The sequence below is a fragment of the Paenibacillus sp. FSL H7-0735 genome (genome assembly GCF_038008505.1).
GTDB classification, from domain to species: Bacteria; Bacillota; Bacilli; order Paenibacillales; family Paenibacillaceae; genus Paenibacillus_AQ; species Paenibacillus_AQ odorifer.
In genome coordinates, this window is sequence record NZ_JBBOZH010000002.1 from 147,217 (window position 1) to 167,602 (window position 20,386).

Below are 20,386 nucleotides of genomic sequence, written 5' to 3' on the forward strand. Positions count from 1 at the left end.
AAAGGCTGGCAAAGTTTAGTAGTCTACTTCTCTATGGTTAGATTCACTAGCCCTGCTCGTTTTCGCACGCAAAATAACCCGCAGAGCTGACACCAAGGCCAACTTGCGGGTTAACATATTATAAGACCGTATGATGAATTACAACCCTGCTTGATCTCTTAGCAATTCTGCTTTATCTACGCGTTCCCATGGAAGATCTACATCAGTACGTCCGAAATGACCGTAAGCTGCAGTTTGTCTGTAAATCGGTTTACGCAAATCAAGCATAGAAATGATGCCCGCAGGGCGAAGATCAAAGTTGTTGCTGATCAGTTGAACCATTTTCTCTTCACTGATTTTACCTGTTCCGTATGTATCCACATTTATCGAGACAGGAGTAGCTACACCGATGGCATAGGCAAGTTGGATCTCACATTTGTCGGCCAAACCAGCAGCTACAAGATTCTTAGCTACATAACGAGCCGCGTAAGCCGCAGAACGGTCTACTTTAGTTGGATCCTTACCTGAGAATGCTCCGCCGCCATGACGAGCATATCCGCCGTATGTATCGACGATAATCTTACGGCCAGTTAGACCAGCATCCCCTTGAGGACCCCCAATAACAAAACGTCCGGTTGGGTTAATAAAGTATTTGGTTTCTGCATCAAGCAGTTCCGCAGGAACAACAGGCAAAATAACATGTTCTTTAATATCCGCCTGAATTTGTTCAAGAGAAATTTCCTCTGCATGTTGTGTAGATACTACGATAGCGTCTACGCGTACAGGTTTTTCATCTTGATACTCAATCGTAACTTGTGTTTTGCCGTCTGGACGAAGGTAGTCCAAGGTTCCGTTCTTACGAACTTCAGATAAACGACGTGCAATACGATGTGATAAGGCAATCGGAAGTGGCATCAGTTCAGGTGTCTCGTTCGTAGCAAAACCAAACATGAGCCCTTGATCGCCTGCACCAATATTAGCTGTTTCTTCAGCTACTTGAGCAGGATCACGGTGTTCTAAAGCAGAGTTAACACCTTGGGCAATATCAGCGGACTGCTCGTTAAGAGAACTCAACACAGCACATGTATTATAGTCGAAACCATACTTTGCACGTGTGTATCCAATTTCTTTGATGGTATTGCGTACGATGGCAGGAATATCAACATACTCTGATTTGGTACTGATTTCCCCGATCACCAGTACAAGACCTGTTGCTACTGCTACTTCGCAGGCTACACGTGCATTAGGATCATTAACTAAAAATGCATCCAATACTGCGTCGGAAATCTGGTCACAGATTTTATCCGGATGCCCTTCCGTAACGGACTCAGAAGTAAACAAATGACGCCCTTTAATAGACAAGTATAACAACCTCCCATATGGTTAGTCTGACACTGTATAAGGGATTCCTTAATGATAACAGGCCAAATAATAAAACTAAATAATATAAATAATTCAGGTTTGCCTGATTTCTTTTTATGAAGGATTTTCGCAAAATTTAATGCCTGCATTCACTAAACTCTTCAAAAAATGAACCTTTTCCATATGGAAAAGGTCTAAGGCTTTCCTCAAAAGTCATATTATCTTATTTAGGGGGTGGTGTCAATTAAACACAGAGCCCCCCGTGAGAGTATGAATATTGATTTCACGCTATAAAAAAGCAATATCAGATAAGGAATAAGGGTATCCTAACCCCTGATATTATTGAAAAAGAGACTGTTCAGCTTGCTTAATGAGTCTCTTCGTAATTTCTCCTCCAACAGACCCATTATCCCTTGAACTCAGATGCCCAAGGTACTGACTACGGCCAGAACCACTACCTCCGACTGCTCCTAACTCAGAAGCAAACTCCGTGTCTGCCCCGCCTCCATAATGAGCCCCATATAAACCAAATTCAGCTGCAATTTCATATTGCATTTGTTTCAGCATTGTCCGACTTTCAGGTACGACTGTACGATTATTACGTGCCATGTTACAGCACCTCCTGTGAATTTGTAAGATTACAGGAATATTGTGCGTCCATCACTTAATCTTCAATCGCGCCAATGATTTGTAACTTTGGAAAACAGTTTGAAGGTATGATTAAGTCCGTTTACGGGCATTATGAATATATATCATTACACATTATTTCAAGGTATATCCACCACGAACCATCACAACAAGACCAAGGGTTTGACCCTCTTGAACAGCTATACCACGACCATCACGAGGGAAGGACAATAAGTGGTTAGATGGTGCAGCTAGTCCATTTGTAAGATCTTTACCATCTGTTAAATCGGCCACACCATTCGCATCTTGTGAAACGATTACTGCTTTACCCGCGCGAACGATAAATTCAGCGCCTGCAGAAGCAATTAAAGTTTGGCCAGGCTTCACATCAACAATCACAGATTCATTACTACTATTTTGACCAGGTGTAGCTACTGGCGCTGTGGTTGCACTAGGCGCAGGTGTAGCAGTCGCTACCGGAGTCGTCACTGCACCACCTGAAAGTGCTTTCTGAATTTGCTGATCGACGTAGCTTTTAGTAACTACAGGATCATCCGTTGTGCCAGGCTGAGAACCAACACCTGCACCTTCAGCAGTAATGTTTAGCAAAGACCCAGCCCATATACCACCAGCCAGCAATACAGCAGCGGTTGTTACTTTCCATACCGATTTCAAAGAAGTTCCTCCTCATTATTGGGGATAAAAACCTATAAAAAAAGAATAGCCTCCGAAGAGGCTATTCTGTGCTTCGGTAATCGGAGATTACTTAGCGGAGATTTCTGTTTCGCCTTTGATCTTGTTGCCATCAGCATCGAAGATTGCAGCGTCTTTCTTAACTTTAACAATGATTCTGTTAACACCGTTGGCGTTAAGATCAAGTTCTTCTTTAGCACCAGCAGCGGAATCAATGATTTTCTTGGAGAATTTAACAGACCATTTTCCTTTATCAGATCCGTATTTAATCGGAGTGATAGAAAGAATGTTATCTGATGAAATTTTGTTGCTAGAATTAACATCAGTGTTGATGTAGAATTCCAGGTTCGCTTTCAAGTCAGCTTCAGTTGTAGCTTCATTCAGGTCTTTGGAGAATCCGAGAATCAGTTCAGTTGAACCTCCGCTGGATACTACAGCTGAATCAAACGCAGGGCTAATTCTGCTAGTCAGCTTACCTTTTTGTTGTGCAACTGTACCATCGATTACGTTACCAGCAGTATCAGTAACACCATTCACAGCAAAGACATAGTCTTTAGTTTCTGTGATGCTGGAGCTAGGGATATATACATATGCACGAGCACGAGTTGGGTTAGTAGCAGATGATACTTCTTCGCCTTTTTCGTTCAATGTTTTAATTGTAACGTAAGAAGTGCTTGGAAGACCAGCATTGTTCAATGTGTAGCTGTTTTTATCAAGAATTGTGGATGATTTCAAACCGCTAGCATCAAACAGATCAACAGTGATCAAAGCATCACCATAAGTGTCATCACCAACAGATTTGCTATCATAGAACTTGATAGGAGCAGCGCCATTAACAACCAACAATTCTGGAGCTTTATCGTCAGTTGAAGTAGATCCGATTGTTACAGGCAATACTGCAGCAGTCAGTTCATTTGCACTGTAGGATTTATCTACGAACAATCCTGCAGGAATACGCAATGTGTAGCTACCAGCAGTTGGTACACTTACACCAGTGATAGTGAAAGTACTTCCGCTACCTTTAACAAGACTAGAATTGTGAAGTACAGTTGTAGCTTCACCAGTAGTATCATTAATCAGTTGCAGGGTGCCTTTACCTTTGTATACAACATTTTCAGAGAATTTCAGAACCAGACCTTTATTAACAGCTGTAGTTGTGTAAGTAACACCAGTTACAGTAGGAGCTACAGTGTCTTTAGTAAAGGTAATTGCTTGGCTAGCAGCTGTTCCCAAAATGTTACCCAGAGTATCTTTTACAGAAGCTCCGAATACTACAGAACCAGTGAAAGTTCCAGTTGAAGGGAAGCTAGTCAATGGGCTTTGAAGGGTGAACTTCTTGCCATTGTCAGTAGTCAACACTTGGAACGTACCTTGGCTTTCACCAACGGAGTTCAACAAGCGAACATTACCAACCAAAGAAGCACGATCAACTGTTTTGTCGAACTCAACTTCAACATACTTGTCACTTACTGGAGTTACGCTCTTGATTACTGGAGCAGCAACGTCAGAAACTACAGTTACAGTAGTTTTGATTGGGTTAGGATTAGCTACATTACCTGCAAAGTCAGTAACGTTAAGCAACGATACATCGTAAGTTTTGCCGCTATCCAATGTTCCTGCAGACAATTTATACTCAGTGTAAGTATCATTTGTTACAGTTACAGTAGCAACTTGACCATTTACGTAAGCAACAATACCAGTAGTTTTAACTGGTTCGCTGAATTTCACGTATACATCTTTAGTAGTTGCTTTTGCAGTAGAGCTAGCAGAAGCAAGTGTTGGAGCAACTGTATCAGCAACAGTGATCAGTTGTGTGTAAGCTGGGATAGCTTCAGCAGATGTTGTTGTTACAGCATCGTTAAGAACTACAGTGTAGTTACCTTTAAGGAATTTAACTCCTGGCAGGGTAATAACAGCTTCAGTGTTGTCAGCGTTGAAGGTAACATTAGCATTAGCTACTTCGTTAACATCACTACCCACTTTAGTTACTTTTACTACGCCGTCGATAACTTTGCTGGATTCAGCCAGTGTATCAACATCGATTGAACGGTTAAATTTGATTACTACTTGTTTAGCATTTGGAGCTTCTGCGGAAACAACCTTAGGAGCTGCCAAAGTTACTTTTGTAGTGTAATCATGATCATTGTGTTTGAAGTTGATTGTAGTTTCAACGCCTGCTACAAGAGCAGTTGTCAATTCAACAGTTGTAGTAGTTTTGTCAGAGAAAGTAACAACTACTTTAGTTGGGCTCAATGCTTCAGCAGAAACGATTGTAGCTGCTTGGCTCAATTGATCAACAGCATAAGCTGTTTCAACTACCAAAGAACGGCTAGCGTTAGCTTTGAAGTTAGTGTCTTTAGCAACCAAACCTGCATTGATTACTGCTTGAGCATAACCTTTAGCCCATGCGGATGCAGAGTTATCAGTTGTAGTTGGTTGTTCCAATTTCAAAGCGCGGAACAATACAGCCGCAACTTCTTCAACTGTTACTTTACCGTTGTAATCGAAGATACCTTTAACAGTATCTTTACCTTGCATGTAGTTTACTGCAGTAACAGCTTCGATGTAAGGCACTGCCCAGTTCGATGCGTTGTAACCTTTGTCTTTGTAAGACAATTTGTTACTTACTTCAGTAAGGTCGAACAATTTAGTAACGATCTTCGCGAACTCAGCACGAGTAAGATCTTTTTCAAGGTGAGCTTGACCATCTGGGTATCCGTTGAGAATACCTTTCGCTGCCAAAGCATCAAATTTTTGTTGCGGAGTTGTTGCTGCGTCACCAAACGCTACAGAGGCAAACATCGAGAATGCCATTGCTGTAGATAATGCTACGGATAAAATTTTCTTCATAACCTTTTTTTCTCCTCCTTGGACGTTCATAAACTGAGATTTTTCTTTAGTTGAGTAGCTCATGTCACTCATTAGCCGATGCACCCCCTTTCCCGAGTTGAGCAAATTAAGTATAAATAATGTCTGTGACGGGTATCACAGAAACTGGTAAACGATTTTAGGACATGACAATACTAGATTCCTAATTATACCTAAGTATTATACAATGTGCCTCAAGTCACGTAAAGCTAATTTTTCCATTTTGTTAAATTGGCTTTACCAGCGGTTAATTTCAGCCTCTGTGTAAATGACTCTACACCTTAAACGCAGAAGATTTGAAAAAGTTGCGGTTTCTCAAAAAAAATCTTCTTTTTTATATTTTCCGGTGTGATCCCATTAGAAGATACATATGTATGTTCTACTAACTATTGTTAATCATGGGTGCCTACGGAAAACAGTATATCATAGTCGCTTTCTAAACGTCATTATGCAATATTTACTAAGAATCATTAACACTTGTACTATTAATTTAAACATTCCTACAAAAAACAAAAAAAGCGCCGTTGCCGACGCTTGCTTCTATTACATTGTTTCTAACGAATCTTCATAGATAATTGGATCAATTCCTGACGCTTCTCAGGACTCGAGTTCACATTGTCATACATTGCATCAATAGCTGCGCGGTTCTCGCGGTAGCTCTTCTCATGCTTGATTGTAGTATGAGACCATTCGATCAGAGCATTCTCAGTAACAACAAGCTCGTTGTATGAATCGTGGAATCCTGTTGCTTGCACCAGTTCTTCCATAACCTCTTGAGTGATCTCCTGTAGTGCCCGTTTAGCTGCAATTTCCTTCTCCAACACTTTTGCTCTATTCTCAAACATATTCTTGGCTTTCATGTAATCCAACTGTGCTTTTGATAAAATCGGTTTCATCGATGGCTTTCACCTTTCAGAAAATAATATTTTCTACATTATTGTATCGTAAATCGGTGCAGATTACAAAATTTATGTCGCTGGTAATTGTTATCTTTACATCAAAACTCCGACCTACGAATACTTTTCGCAAGCCGGAGCACTTTTTTTTATTCTTTAGTTAAAGTTCTTAGGGAAGATGCTTGTACTCTTCTGTAAGAGTGCCACAGTAATCTTACCGGCCTCTGCTCTAGTCAACTTACCCTTCGGGTTAAAGTTATAGACGGGCTTCTTTTGGCCTGTAACGGTCACAGCGCTTCCTTCCATAATCTTAGCTTTAGATATAGCTTCAATTGCAGGACGTGAGTAGAAATCCATGTTACTTGTATCAACAAATGATTTGCTTAAGCTTGCTAGCAGTTTACTGTCATTCAAAGACATCTTGAGTTTCAACGCCCTAGCTATCATTACTGCGGCTTGTTCACGTGTTAAGGCTTGATCAGGCCCAAAGAAGCCATCACTGAGGCCTGTAACAATACCTGCCCTAGCAGCTGTCTCAATGTGTTTGAAATCCCATGTGGCCGCGACGGCTTCTGGCACAATATCAAAGAAGGTTTGTTTATTAGCATCATAGTTCAAAGGAATACTTAATGATTTCACCAACAATGTTGCAAATTCACCACGAGTGGTCAAATCATCGGCTCCGAATGCATCTGCTCGAAGATTAGTCATAAATCCTTTGGAATACAATCCATTCATTATATTTCTGCCCCATGGATGATTCGTAATATCAACAAAACCACGGCGCAGCTTCATAACAGTGTAATAACCAAATTCATCGAATGGAACGGTGATGGTATGTTTCTTCGTATCTACGACACCGCCCAAGTTCTCCCACTTACCTGAATCTGTATATCGGAATACTGTAATAGTCGATCCCACTTCATCCACTATGCTGGAGTTGAAAGTAAGCGTCAATTCACCACGTTGGGAAGGTACGATTTTTCTTGTTTGACTATACTGTGTAAAATATCCAGTCTTTCCACTGGCATCCACGAAATGTGGGGTAACCCCGTTAGTCTCAAGATTAACGCCATCATTTCCTAGACCCCCACTAAGCCAATAGATATCCGATACTCTCGAAAAGTTATTAGTAGAGACGGTTGATGTAAAGCGCAGAGCAAGATCCTGTGGAATCACAAGCTGCCCGCCCCCGCCTTCGGTTCTGTCGTCACTACCCGTTACATTGATAATGTTCCCGTAATCATTCTTACGTTCAACAACGCCATCAGCGGGATCCGCAATACCAAACAACAGTTTTGTATTAGGATAATATTTTGCAGCACCAGAGCTAGTATATCCCTTCATAATCGTACCTTTAGGGAAGTTCAATTCCAAGGTTTTATTAAAGACACTATACTTCGTAGCTACCTTCTCCGCCATATATTGTGTATCAATCTGCACAGCACTGGCATAATACACATTTATGGTATCGCTTATTGTGGAGTTAGCACGAACCACTTGTATCTTAATAGGATTCGATTTGTCTGCTTTTAAACCCACATAATCATAGGTGAAGCGATCTTGATTTGGCAAATCCGTACGTTTAATTGCTTCTTCTTTGCCAATTATTACTTTAGTGGCACCTTCAGCCTCAATATCAAAACGAACAAAGTTTTTGTTAACAACAATTTGCTCACCTACCGTCGCTACAGGTGACAGAAGACGATATGGAGCAACTTCCCGCACTACTTCAAGACGTTGTGTAGTTCTTGCTCCTGTTTTGTTAATAAGCTCTAGGGTATAAACTTGACTTCCTGGGGCATCAAATTTAATGTCACGTAATCTTAAAATAAAGTTTTTAGCACTGCCAATGTAGTCATAATACAGACCATTTGCAGCCACTTCATCAGGATAACGTTTAGGACCAATAGGTCCAGCGGATTCCGTACCGTCAATTAGCAGCTTATCTTGCCCCGTCGAAGTAAACACCAAAGTAGAGCCCTGATAAAGATTCAGCGTTGTAGCACCACTACCTTGTAGTACCAAGTCGAATTTATCTTTGTTTGTTGTATATTTTTCATCCTTATATACAATCTCAGCCGGCAATGCCAGCATGGCATTACGCTCGACTTCATTAGAAAGGGTTGTAGTTGTAAAAGGTAAACGATTATCCCCTAAAGTAGGATGGAATTGTTTTATCCCAGAAATGTTGGTATCAATGATGTAAATTTTAAGTTCTTTTTTGATAATACGTTGGTTACCAGCATTATCTCTTGAGACTCCAGTAAACACGATTTTATTCTCACCGTATACCAGTGGTCCCGTCTGACTGATTGTCACAGTGAAATTAAAAGTTGTTTTATTTACTGTTGAGTTTTTTTCTACTTCAAGCTTAAAAGGATTGCTAGATAATGAGTTACTGTCTGTACCGTTAATTTGCACTTGTGCATTTTCTATATTTTCGAACCCGATATATTCCCCAGCGACATTAAGTTTTTTTTCTACACTGGAATCGAATTCGTAGGTCTGACCATCTTGCAGATTACTTACATATATATAGTTTTTCGATACATATGAAATATCAGCATTATAGAAGGATTCTGATCCTTTATAACGGAATTGTACCTTTTGTTGACCATTAGAGAACCCTGATATTTTATAAATATATTCATTTGTTCCTGTGCCTGCAGTTACATAATCTATGGATAGTGGTTTATTACTCAAAGGCAAATAGTTTGCAGTTATATCTGCTGGGGTTGTTGATCTATTTGTCTTCGCCATTATATAGAAACTATCCGTCTCTAACTGTTGGCCATTCAAAGGCAATTTAGAGATATTGGTAAGATCACCTGAGCCTGTATATCCAGGAAGGTAGTACATTTCTGTTATAACAGTCTCATTTTTCAAAAATTTATATGAATAAAGATGAGAACTGCTGTGGCTGCCATAATCTACAGACAATTTAAAGTCATTTACACCCGCCAAGATTTCTAAATCAGCTGCAGTCTTAAATTTAACCAATTTATACGTTGGCGTAACGCCATCAGGACCAGGAATTGTTAATTCTTCTGTCACAGCACTAATCGTTACAACTTTTTCGGAACTATTACCTTTATTAAGAGTTAGCACAGCATTTGTTGCAAACGGAGCCACGTTATATGGAACTAAGATCTGTCCAGTAAAACCTGCAACACTTGGAGTCAAATCAGCAGTCAACGTAGGCACATTATCATTTAAGATATTATAGTCCGCATTGTCGTGGTTGATGTTCAAAGAAGCGTACGGTTGATCCTTATCAAAGAAATATACGGATCTGTCTATTGTTATTGAATCTGAAGCATTTTGAATAACAATCTTAAGCGTACTTAATCCCGGACTCAAGTTCAGCGCGGGGGTGAAAAATGTTCCGTCTTCCAATAGGGAAGTTTGTAATGCAGTTCCTCCATTCACGGAGACACTGACTTTAGTGGCATTCGTTACTTTACCTTGAAGAGTAACTGTAGATACTGGTACGACAACTTGTGTTCCTTCATTTAAATTAAGCGCAGAAGGACCACCCAAAACTTTTAATTCTGTTACATAGGGAACTTTATCATAAAGAACATAAAATGATTCTGAACGTTGGAGATTCCCTTGCATACCAGAAAAGGTCACCTTATTAAAACCTGTATACAAAACAAGACCAGATGCTACAAAACGGTTATCCGGGCTATTGGTATCTGTTGTTACCGCTCCCGTAGTCAGGTGAGTAGCATCTGTTACCCATTTATTAGATTGACTATCTTTTGTAAGCTGCTCTACAGTAACCTTCATCGTGGAAGATGTTACCTGAGAGTAGGTTCCTGTAATTGAAAAGGTAGGGCTACTTACTTTGTAAACACTAGAACGGTCAATAAGTCCCTCAGGATTAGGATTAGCTGTTGTTGCTACAACATCCTGTTTCAACAGAACAGTATTCCGTAATGTGAGATCATCCGGACTGAAGAAAGTCGTGGAGCTCGTGGTAGCCGCTGCCGCTATGGGCGTGTATTTACCTGGGAACATAGAAACGATCAAAGCCGCCAGCATCAGCCAAACGAACGGTCTCTTAAAGCGTTGCATGTGTTATATCTCTCCTTTGAGTATAAATTCTCGTAAACCTTCACTTTGTTCTTTATCGGTCATAGGAAGCGATATTTTTAGGGAAAACAACAAAAAACTCATCCGAAAAGGGATGAGTTTTGTTAGTTATAGAAAATATTAGAATAATACCATTAATAAATTAAGATTTGGAACCTCTTTCCGGATTAGCCTTCATACGAATTCTTAAAAAGAAATCAATCAGCGGACGTTTAGTCTTACCGATCAAACCTGTAACTTCCGCACCGATCTGCAAGAAGAAGAGCATGATGCAGATGACTACAAAGGTAACCCAGTTCGCCTCGTAAAGAGCGGCAGAGGATTGAATAACAGCTAAAACTCCGAAAAATGCAGCAATACCATAAATAATGAGCACAGTCTGACGATGACTAAAGCCTAGCTCGCGAAGGCAATGATGCAAGTGACCTTTATCTGGTGCAAAGATTGGTTTCTTCTGCAGCTTACGGCGCACGATCGCAAAGAACGTGTCCGACAACGGTACACCAATAATAAGCAAAGGTGTAATAAACGAAACCACGGCAATCTGTTTAAACCCTAGCAAAGCAAGTAAAGCTAAGCAGAAGCCTAAGAACAGCGATCCCGTATCCCCCATGAAAATCTTGGCGGGATGGAAGTTGAAGAACAAGAATCCGATTATGCTGCCCAGAAGCAACAGGCATAACATGGCAACCATCGTGTTACCCATCAAGAAAGCCATTACCGCAATCGTAGCAATCGCAATCCCTGATACACCAGCAGCAAGCCCGTCCAACCCGTCAATCAGGTTAACAGCATTGGTGACACCAACAATCCAGAAAATCGTAAGCGGGATAGCAATCCAGCTTTCCAATGAAGAATACGTATTGTTAAATGGAATATTCACAAAATCTACAGTAATACCAAAACCGAAAACTACAATACATGCTGCGACAATTTGGCCCAGCAGCTTCAACTTTGCTGATAATTCAAATCGGTCATCCAACCCTCCGATAAGTACAATCAGTCCGCCGCCACACAGCAGCGCTTTGATGAAGTTGGCCTCCCGCGGAGTGAACTCATATGGAATAATCGGCAATACGGCAAGCAGGCCTAACACAAACGCCAGAAAAATAGCTAATCCGCCAAGGCGGGGCATAATTTTCGTGTGCACTTTACGAGCATTCGGCACATCTGTCGCACCAATCTTAATGGCGAATTTCTTCACCAAAGGTGTGAGGCCAAGTGCGAGTCCCATGCATACGATAAATCCAGCGATGTATATGATTAACATTTGATCAGTCGACCCCCATTTCTCTACCGCATTGAATTATACGCTGTTACAAAAACAAATTCCAATCCCTTTTTTAGGCTATTCATCTGATTTTCTAGGTGAATATCGGCATTTGACTAGACTTTTGTTACTTTATCTTTCTCACGCACCACTTTTAATGCGAATTTCGGCAACGCAAGCATTCTTTTGTACCGCGTAGGCTCTTTTAATAAACGGTACAACCATTCAATTCTCATTTTTCGGAAAACTTTTGGCGCTCTCTTGCTCTTGCCAGAAATTACATCAAAGCTGCCGCCGACCCCCATCATGATCGGAACACCTAACTTGGATTTGTGTTTTGCAATCCATGGTTCCTGACTATCCGCGCCTCTGGCCACAAATAATAAGTCAGGATTGGTTTTAACAATTCCAGCAATAATTTCATCGTCCGATTCCGGACCAAAATAACCGTCATGATATCCTGCAATAATAACACGCGGATATTGCAATTGTAACCTTTCAGCGGTTTCCTGAATCACCTCAGGTGTAGAACCAAGGAGATATACCTTCCATCCATATCTTTCACCCTGTTGCATCAATTCATGTAACAGGTCAAACCCAGCTACCCGTTCGGTTACAGGCTCCTTACAATAATTAGCAGCCCATACCACACCGGTTCCATCTGGGACAACCAATTCAGCTGACTTCATTATCTCCATATAAGCTGGATCTTCCAAAGCAGCCATAACCATAATCGGATTAGCTGTAATCACTTGATGCGGGATACGGGTATGAACCGCCTCTGTCAAATAAGCAACAGTTGCTGCCATATCCACCTTGGAGACTCTAATCCCAAAAATAGGAACTGTAGGTACCGCGCTTTCTGCTTTCACTTTAGATCATCCTTTATGGTGGAAATATTCTACGATTTGCCGTGCTGGAGCCCCTGCTTCTTGAATCAACGAGGAGAGGATCGTCTCCCGCTCATTTCTCCATCCCTCTGTTGTTTCCAAAAGATGGCCTATCTCAGCAGCAACTTGTCCAGCATCTAATGATTGGGTCGTGCCCACAGGCTGACACCGAACTCTGTCTAGAAAATGATCAATTTTCGGATCATAAGAGATACCAATCAGCGGAACTCGCCGCCCTGCGGCATAAATCAGGCTATGAAGACGCATTCCGATCAGCACTTCACATTGCCCTACTTCCCGCAGCATGTGTTGCGGATGACTGGCATCTTCACAAATACTGACCTGACCCCCATGCTGGCTTATATTTTCTTCCAGCTTCTCCATCACATAACGTGAGGCTTCAATATCAGATGGAAGATGAAACGGAAGGAATCTTAAATGCAATGGTTTCTCAAGATTCGCCTTAATCAAGCCTTGAGCAAGAGCGTCCAGCTCCTTGCGATCTTGTTCCCAATAACGTACCGAAATACCTACTACCGGAAGTGAATCTGAAGACTCTGGTAATTCAGCAGCATCAGTATCATCAGGTAAAGATAAGCCCATCACCGGGTCAGGAACAACCTCTATGTTCTTCTGTTCTAATCCCATAGAAAGTAAAAGCTCGCGGGATTGTTCATCCCGCACAGAGATATAGGTACATTTGCGAAACACTGATTTGATTAATGGGTGGAAAAGCTTACGATTCACAGGCCCGATTCCTTGCGCATAAATAAAGGTCGGTTTACCCATCCACTGCGCAAGCTTGATAATACCTAAATAGTAAGGAATACTCTTGCTTCCTGTTACATCTTGCAGCAAGCTACCTCCACCGCTGATCAGACCAGAACTCTCATAAATAGCTTGACGGACTTCAACCAGCTTCATCCGGTGCACAGATTTCACTCCATATGTGGCGCTAGTCCACTCAGGATCGATGGACAAGACAATGGGTTCGATCTCTATACCTGCAGCTTGAGAATGTTGTTGCAGTGCAATCAATATAGATTGCAGTACCGCCTCATCCCCGCTGTTATGGAAACCGTAATAACCGGAAATAACTATCTTTTTAGGAGTGGCGACCATCGTTTCCAACACCCTTCTGCAATTTGCCATACGATTACGGCAATCACACCAATGATCAGTCCTAATCCAAGACCGAGCAAGCCACGAATGAGCGAGATCAGAACTGGCGAGTGAATATGTGCAAAGGTATCCACCATGGAGAGCTGACCGATTACAGCAATAATCATGATAAACGCTGCATTCCGATATCTAAAGGCCAAGAATGCGCCAAGAATTAATAACGGATGCGCTAGCAAGAACTCTTTATTACGCGGTCGAACGCCAACCGTATTCTCCAAGAATGTACGTAAAACCATTTCCAGCGGACTCACACTGCCACCGTTACCTGTACGGGTCATGTAATAATAGCCAACAACCGCCAAAACAAAGGCAATGATAATCATCGCAAATGTGATTGGTGTCCGCAGCAGCTTACCTGTCTTGTTAAAGACAAAATCCCCGCGATACAAAAGTACGTAAAGTGCCACAAGACCGATAGGCGCCATATGAAGCAGACTGACACCACGGAACTGGTTGAGAACCAGGCTATAAGTAACATTATTAAGCAGTGCTATCATAAACGGCACAGCGCTCAAAGAGATCAGTGAAGTCTTAAAATAAAGCACTAAGCTATGTGTAAACCGGCGTTGCGGGCTCATAGCCTTATAGGTAAGGGGATTGCTCCGTAGAGGTGGCCCCATTTCATTAACCTTACGAATGGCAAGCACAACGGCAAGCGTTGGTGCACTTATCGCAGCGGCAAGCGCGAGCGCTTGTTCAAACATTTCAGGCTTCACTAGCATCAGGCCTGCACTTCCAATCAGACCTAACACCCAGGCAGCAAGCGTGAGCTGTGGAATGAAGTAAGAGACCAGCAGAGCCACTAAAGACACTGCTCCAACCACCGCAACTAACTTAAAGTAACGTTGATAAGAGGAATCTACAACCTCAAATGCCGTAGCTTGTCCCAACTTAAATCCATTATCTTCAATCTGCTCAACAGCTCCGCCTGGTTCGCTTAGGCTGGTAATAAGATTATCTAATGTATCTGTTACCTGTGCCTTAGCAGTATTTCTTGCAGGAATCGTGTTTAAGTAGATCATGCGGATATTCCGATCCTTTGTTGCCAGAGCGAAACGGTCCGAAATCACTTTTGGATCTAAAGCAGAATCACCCTCACTAAGGGAATATAAACGCGTCACATTATAATCCAGCAAATAAGCGAGCCTGTTAAAGCCCTTTTGCTGTTTCTTAATATTCTCAATTGCTGCAATCCCCATTCCACGTTCCTTAAGGAGATTAGCAAAGTCAGTGATACTGCCAGTATCGGCATCATCATTAAACCCTTTAACAGACTCACCTTCAAATAGAATCCGTTTAACACCCAATTCCTCATAACGATCCAACAGCTTCTTTACCGTGGCTTCATTATAAGTCAGAGAATCCACAAGACGAGGTACAATACTGAATCCCTTGTTGTGCAGCATCTCCAATGTAAATGGATCGGGCTGGAGCGGCTTCAATGTAGCATCTTCTAGCGGGGTCTCAATGATAAGACCCTGCTGTCCGCGGAAACTCCAGTCTCTTGAATTAATCCCAAGATTACTAAATGCTTCTTTAATTACAGGCGCTAAAGTATCGCTGTAATCAGCACTGGTAAAAAGAATATAGGTATAGTTCTCATTTTCAGGAATGATCGTGTCCGTAAGATTAGCTATATCAGCCGCACCCCATATCATCAGACGACGCGCCTTACGATAATCTTCCAATGTGCTTTCGTAAATCGCCATACTCTGAACACCCGCGTCTTTAAGGCGATCTAACTGCTCGGAAATATAATCTTGTGGATTTGCACGATAGCTGGCTACATCAACCAGATCACGATAATCAAATACAAATTCTACTGTCTTGGAAGACTTCTCCGTCTGCAGTCGATCATAGACCACAGGCAAGGCTGCTATAACGCCAACCACAACTATGATCCACAGCCACTTTCGGGAAGTAATATTCCAACGTTGCCATTTTTGCCGCACCAAAAGTACCTCCTCTTTCGCTTTAAAAACTCTTTTAACAAAAGTAGAAACGGATCGTCATCCTTTTAGAGACGGTACCCGTTTCTACATAAAATATAATTCACAATATAGAAGGCACTCTATATTTATTATTGTCCCCCGTCAACGCGAGCCATAACCTGTTTCGACAGTGCAGCAACCTTATCCTTAGCATTCTGCAGGGAGTCACCCACTACTGCAAAATAAACTTTAATCTTAGGTTCTGTGCCGGAAGGGCGCAGGCAGAACCAAGATCCGTCAGCCAGCAAATACTTCAGTACATTTTCCTTCGGCAGTCCATTTAAGCCCAGGGAATAATCTTGAATTTCTGTTACGGCAGATCCAGCAATTTCTTGTGGTGCATTAGAACGCCAATCATTCATGATTCCTTGAATTTGCGCAACGCCATCTTTGCCTTTCAGCGTACGGGACTCCAAGCTTTCCAAGAAGTATCCGAACTGCTCGTACAATTCCTGAAGAACATCATATAATGTTTTGCCTTGAGCTTTATAATAAGCACCTGCTTCAGCGATAAGCATAGCAGCAAGAACAGCATCCTTATCACGAGCATAATTGCCTGCAAGATAACCATAGCTTTCTTCATATCCGAAAAGATATGTGTATTCTCCGGATTGTTCGAACTGCGTCATCTTTTCTCCAATATATTTGAAGCCAGTCAGCGTATTAAATACAGTTGCACCATAATGAGAAGCTACAGCAGCCCCCATTTCGCTAGTAACGATAGTCTTTACAACCGCACCATTGCGAGGCAGCTTTCCTTGTTCCTGCAAACGACTCAAATAGTAATGAATCATCAGTGCTCCGGATTGATTGCCGGACAGAACAACAAATTTACCTTCATTGTCGCGAACTACCGCACCCATACGGTCTGCATCAGGATCTGTACCAATCAAAAGGTCAGCATTCAACTCTTCGCCCAGCTTCATAGCCAGCGTAAAAGCTTCACGTTCCTCCGGGTTCGGAGATTTCACTGTAGAGAATTCAGAATCCGGCTGCTCTTGCTCAGGTACAACATGCACCTGGGTGAAGCCGATTTTCTCAAGTACACGGCGGACTGGCAAATTACCTGTACCATGCAGCGGAGTGTATACGATTTTGAAGTCTTTTCCAAGCGTAGAGGCAATCTCTTCACTTGCAAGACTGACCGCAGCAACAGTATCAGTAAACGCTTCGTCATCCTTCTCTCCTAGCCAGTGCAACAGCCCTTGAGCTTCAGCTTCTTCTTGCGAAATCCGCTTTACACCATCAAAAGTGTCAACCTCTAGTATGTAAGAAATGACCTTTTCGGCTTCGTGTGGTACAAGCTGTCCGCCTTCCGAATTATAGACCTTATAACCATTGTATTCAGGAGGGTTATGGCTCGCGGTGATTACAATACCACCCGTTGCTTTCAAATAACGCACACTGAATGACAGCTGTGGTGTTGAACGAAGGGAAGTAAACAAATGCGCCTCGATACCATTAGCAGCCAGTACGAGAGCAGCCTCAAGTGTGAATTCAGGCGAGAAGCGGCGAGAGTCATGCGCGATAACAACCGAAGGTCTGCCTTCTCCAGTATGCTTTTCTAGAATATAATTAGCGAAGCCTTGTGTAGCTCTGCCAACAGTATAACGATTGATACGATTGCTGCCCGCACCAATAACCCCACGCAAGCCGCCTGTACCAAACTCTAAGTCTCTGTAAAAACGCTCTTCAAGCTCCTGTGGCTCATTCTCCAGAGCGCGAAGCTCTGCCTTTGTAGCCTCGTCAACAGAAGGGTCCTGCAACCAGCGGGATAATGTGTCTGCCGCTTTTGCACTTAATTGAGTCATATGAATCTCTCCTTTAGATATATTTATAAAAAAATAAAATATTTAGCTCAGAGCAAACATAATTTCTCCAGAGGCTACAACCTTACCTTCAACGGAAGCAGTAGCTTGTCCTTTTCCGATGCTGCCCTTAAGACGGGTGATCTCTACTTCAAGAGTAAGTGTATCGCCTGGTACCACTTGACCACGGAAACGGAATCCGTCCAGCCCAGCTAAAAAACCGATTCGGCCGCGATTAGCCTCTACTCCCAGGATAGCAACCGCACCCACTTGTGCAAGGGCTTCTGTAATCAGTACACCCGGCATTACCGGATAGCCCGGAAAGTGACCTACAAAGAACGGTTCATTGATCGTTACATTTTTGATTCCTACAGCTTTTTTGCCCATTTCAATCTCGATAATTTTGTCCACCAGCAGAAATGGAGGCCGATGGGGGATGATTTCTTGAATTTGGTTGATATCCAGCATTATGACAAAACTCCTTTCGGATGTTGCACATTTTCTTTTATTCTTTGCCGAAATGCATAAAATTAGGCAGGTTCGGTAAAAACTATATTTATCCTTCACCAACTGCAGAAGTGGAGGTTGAGATAAGGGGCTTTCTCCACCGGATGCGGCAGCATGGCGGAGAGGGCCCTTTTTGCTGCCCGAGGCCCCCCACCATTATACATTTTTCAGCATAAAAAAGAAAACTCCCTTGTATAACAAGGGAGTGGTTAAATCATCTTCATTTATGGAGCAAAAACCAAATCATATACATGTCTCCACGTGCTCCACTGCAGAGCATCGCTTAACTCTTTCTTACCCAGGACAACGTAACCGACGGCCAGGCCGCCTCCAAGTGCAGCTACGAGAAGCAAGGGAATAAGAACCCATTGTATCATGGTCCATTTGGAGATCCCTCGTGGAGAGGGTTCTTTCTTCTCTTCCGATTTAACTTTTTCCTGTCGATCCATTCCTTCACCTCTACGCGCGCATGTTATTGGCTAGACCAAACATCTGATCACTGGACGAAAGTGCCCGAGCTACGAGTTGATACGTGCGTTGAATCTGCATCATTTCTGTCATTTCTGAGGTCATATCGACATTCGACTGCTCCAGCCATCCTGAGCGCACTCCAATTCCAGATGCCTCGCCTGCCGCTCTTTGTACAAAAGCCTGCTGTGCTGTAACTCCATCTGCAAGCATATAGAAATTCCCGTCGACAGCCTTTAAGGCATTCTGTGTCTTAGGTTCTACTATCATTATAGTACCCGCTACCTGAACAGGTCCATTCTCCGTCTTTTTCGTTAACACACGACCGGATTCATCGATAGCAGCATTCACACCTACAGGAACCGTTAGAGGTTTGCCCTCTGTATTTAAAACGGAGTTTCCTGTGTTATCAACCAATACCATCATCTTGGCATCAGTCGTGTCAGGAATAAAGTGAAAATCACCCTGACGTGTGTACGCCGTAGTACCATTGACCTGAACACCAAAAAGCCCGTTGCCCTGAATGGCTAAGTCGGTCGGACTCCCTGTTTCTTTAAGGGGACCCTCTTCCCAATTCGTTGAGATCGAAGGCACATAAGTCCCAAAACCCATATTAAAGCCTAGGGGTGTAGAACGGCCCGGTTGGTCATAATCATCCGATTGCTGTTGTACACGAGTCAGCACGTCCTCAAAAGAGCCCTGCTTGCTCTTATAACCATTGGTATCCATGTTGGCTAGATTATCCGCTATAATATCAAGCCGCTGCTGAAGGCTCGACATGGAGACTGCTGCACTAATCGTTGAGTTGTTCATAGATCAAACCTCCTATAAGCTCTACCTGTAAAGCTCATTTCCTAAGCACTGCCTAAACCCTGCCAACTTCACTTACAGCCTTCTGCAAGCTGCCATCATAATATTGAACAATCTTCTGGTTCGCTTCATAAGCCCGATAGGCGGCATTCAAATCCACAGTAACCTGAGTAGGATCTACATTGGAGCTTTCCAAGTAACCTTGGCGTACTTGCATGTTATCTGTTCCGTTAGAGAAACGGATATCTGCCGCCTCTACATCATCAGCGTGAAATACACCATTACCGTCACGTACAAGCTCCTGTGGCTTTGTTACTACACTCACACCAAGCTTGGTCCCTGTCGGAAGTCCTGTTACTGGATTAAGCAAATTACCCTGCCCGTCCACTTTAAGGGTGTCCTGATTTCCTGTCAAGACAAGGGGCTTGCCTGTGGAATCAAGAACCTTGAAGCCACCACTGCTCAGTACCTCTCCTGTAGCCGCGTTTATTGAGAAGCTCCCATTTCGCGTATACAGATTATTCCCTTCAGCATCCTGTACAGTAAAGAAGGCCTGTGGACGATAAACAACCTCACCCTCAGGGCTTACATATTTGCCCGAACCATCAAAGGAGATATTTTGACCTGTCACAGGATCAGCTACTTGCAAATCCGTAGATAAAGCAAAATCCATGGTCTTGCCGCTCTCCCTTAAATCACCCTGTAAATATTGGGATATCGACTGTTCTGCAAAAACCCCAGTGTTAAGACGCCCCACTGGCTTGGTATTGCCATTACTCATAGCAGAGATCAATACATCCGGAAAAGCATGATTGACACTGTCAACCTGCTTGTACCCCGTTGTATTCAAGTTAGCGATGTTCTGTGTTGCCGTATCATGTCTACGCTGCTGTGTAACCATACCTGCAGCGGCTGTATATAATCCTCTTATCAT

General features: G+C 42.6%; 15 protein-coding genes. All 15 read right to left on the reverse strand.

Features of this window, described 5'->3' with window-relative positions:
• Positions 1 to 138: 138 nt before the first annotated feature.
• The 15 genes from metK to NSS82_RS28395 all read right to left on the reverse strand — a co-directional run bounded on the left by metK (position 139) and on the right by NSS82_RS28395 (position 20,386).
• On the reverse strand, positions 139 to 1,341 hold the full coding sequence (gene metK / locus NSS82_RS28325) for a methionine adenosyltransferase (protein WP_036681514.1): 1,203 nt from the start codon (positions 1,339 to 1,341) through the stop codon (positions 139 to 141).
• A gap of 339 nt (positions 1,342 to 1,680) precedes the next feature.
• Positions 1,681 to 1,950, reverse strand: a complete 270-nt coding sequence (locus tag NSS82_RS28330) for an alpha/beta-type small acid-soluble spore protein (protein ID WP_036681516.1) — start codon at positions 1,948 to 1,950, stop codon at positions 1,681 to 1,683.
• Between the two features lie 153 nt (positions 1,951 to 2,103).
• Positions 2,104 to 2,643 carry a hypothetical protein gene (locus NSS82_RS28335; protein ID WP_038573625.1) on the reverse strand — a complete coding sequence of 180 codons (540 nt, stop codon included), beginning with the start codon at positions 2,641 to 2,643 and terminating at the stop codon, positions 2,104 to 2,106.
• An 87-nt stretch (positions 2,644 to 2,730) separates the two neighbouring features.
• Positions 2,731 to 5,583: an Ig-like domain-containing protein gene (locus NSS82_RS28340; protein WP_052097368.1), complete on the reverse strand. Its 2,853-nt coding sequence runs from the start codon at positions 5,581 to 5,583 to the stop codon at positions 2,731 to 2,733.
• A gap of 500 nt (positions 5,584 to 6,083) precedes the next feature.
• Positions 6,084 to 6,425: a hypothetical protein gene (locus NSS82_RS28345; protein WP_036681520.1), complete on the reverse strand. Its 342-nt coding sequence runs from the start codon at positions 6,423 to 6,425 to the stop codon at positions 6,084 to 6,086.
• Positions 6,426 to 6,581: 156 nt separating this feature from the next.
• Positions 6,582 to 10,508, reverse strand: coding sequence for an S-layer homology domain-containing protein (locus tag NSS82_RS28350; protein WP_076099679.1), 3,927 nt, complete (start codon positions 10,506 to 10,508; stop codon positions 6,582 to 6,584).
• A 160-nt stretch (positions 10,509 to 10,668) separates the two neighbouring features.
• Positions 10,669 to 11,796, reverse strand: coding sequence for a glycosyltransferase family 4 protein (locus NSS82_RS28355; protein WP_036681523.1), 1,128 nt, complete (start codon positions 11,794 to 11,796; stop codon positions 10,669 to 10,671).
• A gap of 116 nt (positions 11,797 to 11,912) precedes the next feature.
• Positions 11,913 to 12,668 (reverse strand): WecB/TagA/CpsF family glycosyltransferase, encoded by a 756-nt coding sequence (locus tag NSS82_RS28360; RefSeq protein ID WP_076273640.1) that lies wholly within the window; start codon positions 12,666 to 12,668, stop codon positions 11,913 to 11,915.
• Between the two features lie 6 nt (positions 12,669 to 12,674).
• Positions 12,675 to 13,808 carry a polysaccharide pyruvyl transferase CsaB gene (gene csaB / locus NSS82_RS28365; RefSeq protein ID WP_036681529.1) on the reverse strand — a complete coding sequence of 378 codons (1,134 nt, stop codon included), beginning with the start codon at positions 13,806 to 13,808 and terminating at the stop codon, positions 12,675 to 12,677.
• The gene (locus tag NSS82_RS28370; protein WP_036681532.1) at positions 13,784 to 15,820 is read right to left on the reverse strand and encodes a DUF5693 family protein; all 2,037 of its coding nucleotides are present in this window, start codon (positions 15,818 to 15,820) and stop codon (positions 13,784 to 13,786) included. The genes csaB and NSS82_RS28370 overlap by 25 nt, the downstream gene beginning before the upstream one ends.
• 128 nt (positions 15,821 to 15,948) lie before the next feature.
• Positions 15,949 to 17,670 carry a phospho-sugar mutase gene (locus tag NSS82_RS28375; protein WP_036681534.1) on the reverse strand — a complete coding sequence of 574 codons (1,722 nt, stop codon included), beginning with the start codon at positions 17,668 to 17,670 and terminating at the stop codon, positions 15,949 to 15,951.
• 42 nt (positions 17,671 to 17,712) lie between these two features.
• Positions 17,713 to 18,135 carry a 3-hydroxyacyl-ACP dehydratase FabZ gene (fabZ, locus tag NSS82_RS28380; RefSeq protein WP_036681536.1) on the reverse strand — a complete coding sequence of 141 codons (423 nt, stop codon included), beginning with the start codon at positions 18,133 to 18,135 and terminating at the stop codon, positions 17,713 to 17,715.
• Positions 18,136 to 18,398: 263 nt separating this feature from the next.
• Entirely contained in the window at positions 18,399 to 18,623 is a 225-nt protein-coding gene (locus tag NSS82_RS28385; RefSeq protein WP_036681538.1) for a DNA-directed RNA polymerase subunit beta, read from the reverse strand.
• A gap of 10 nt (positions 18,624 to 18,633) precedes the next feature.
• Positions 18,634 to 19,455, reverse strand: coding sequence for a flagellar hook-basal body protein (locus NSS82_RS28390; protein ID WP_038573632.1), 822 nt, complete (start codon positions 19,453 to 19,455; stop codon positions 18,634 to 18,636).
• Positions 19,456 to 19,507: 52 nt separating this feature from the next.
• Positions 19,508 to 20,386, reverse strand: coding sequence for a flagellar hook-basal body protein (locus NSS82_RS28395; protein WP_038573634.1), 879 nt, complete (start codon positions 20,384 to 20,386; stop codon positions 19,508 to 19,510).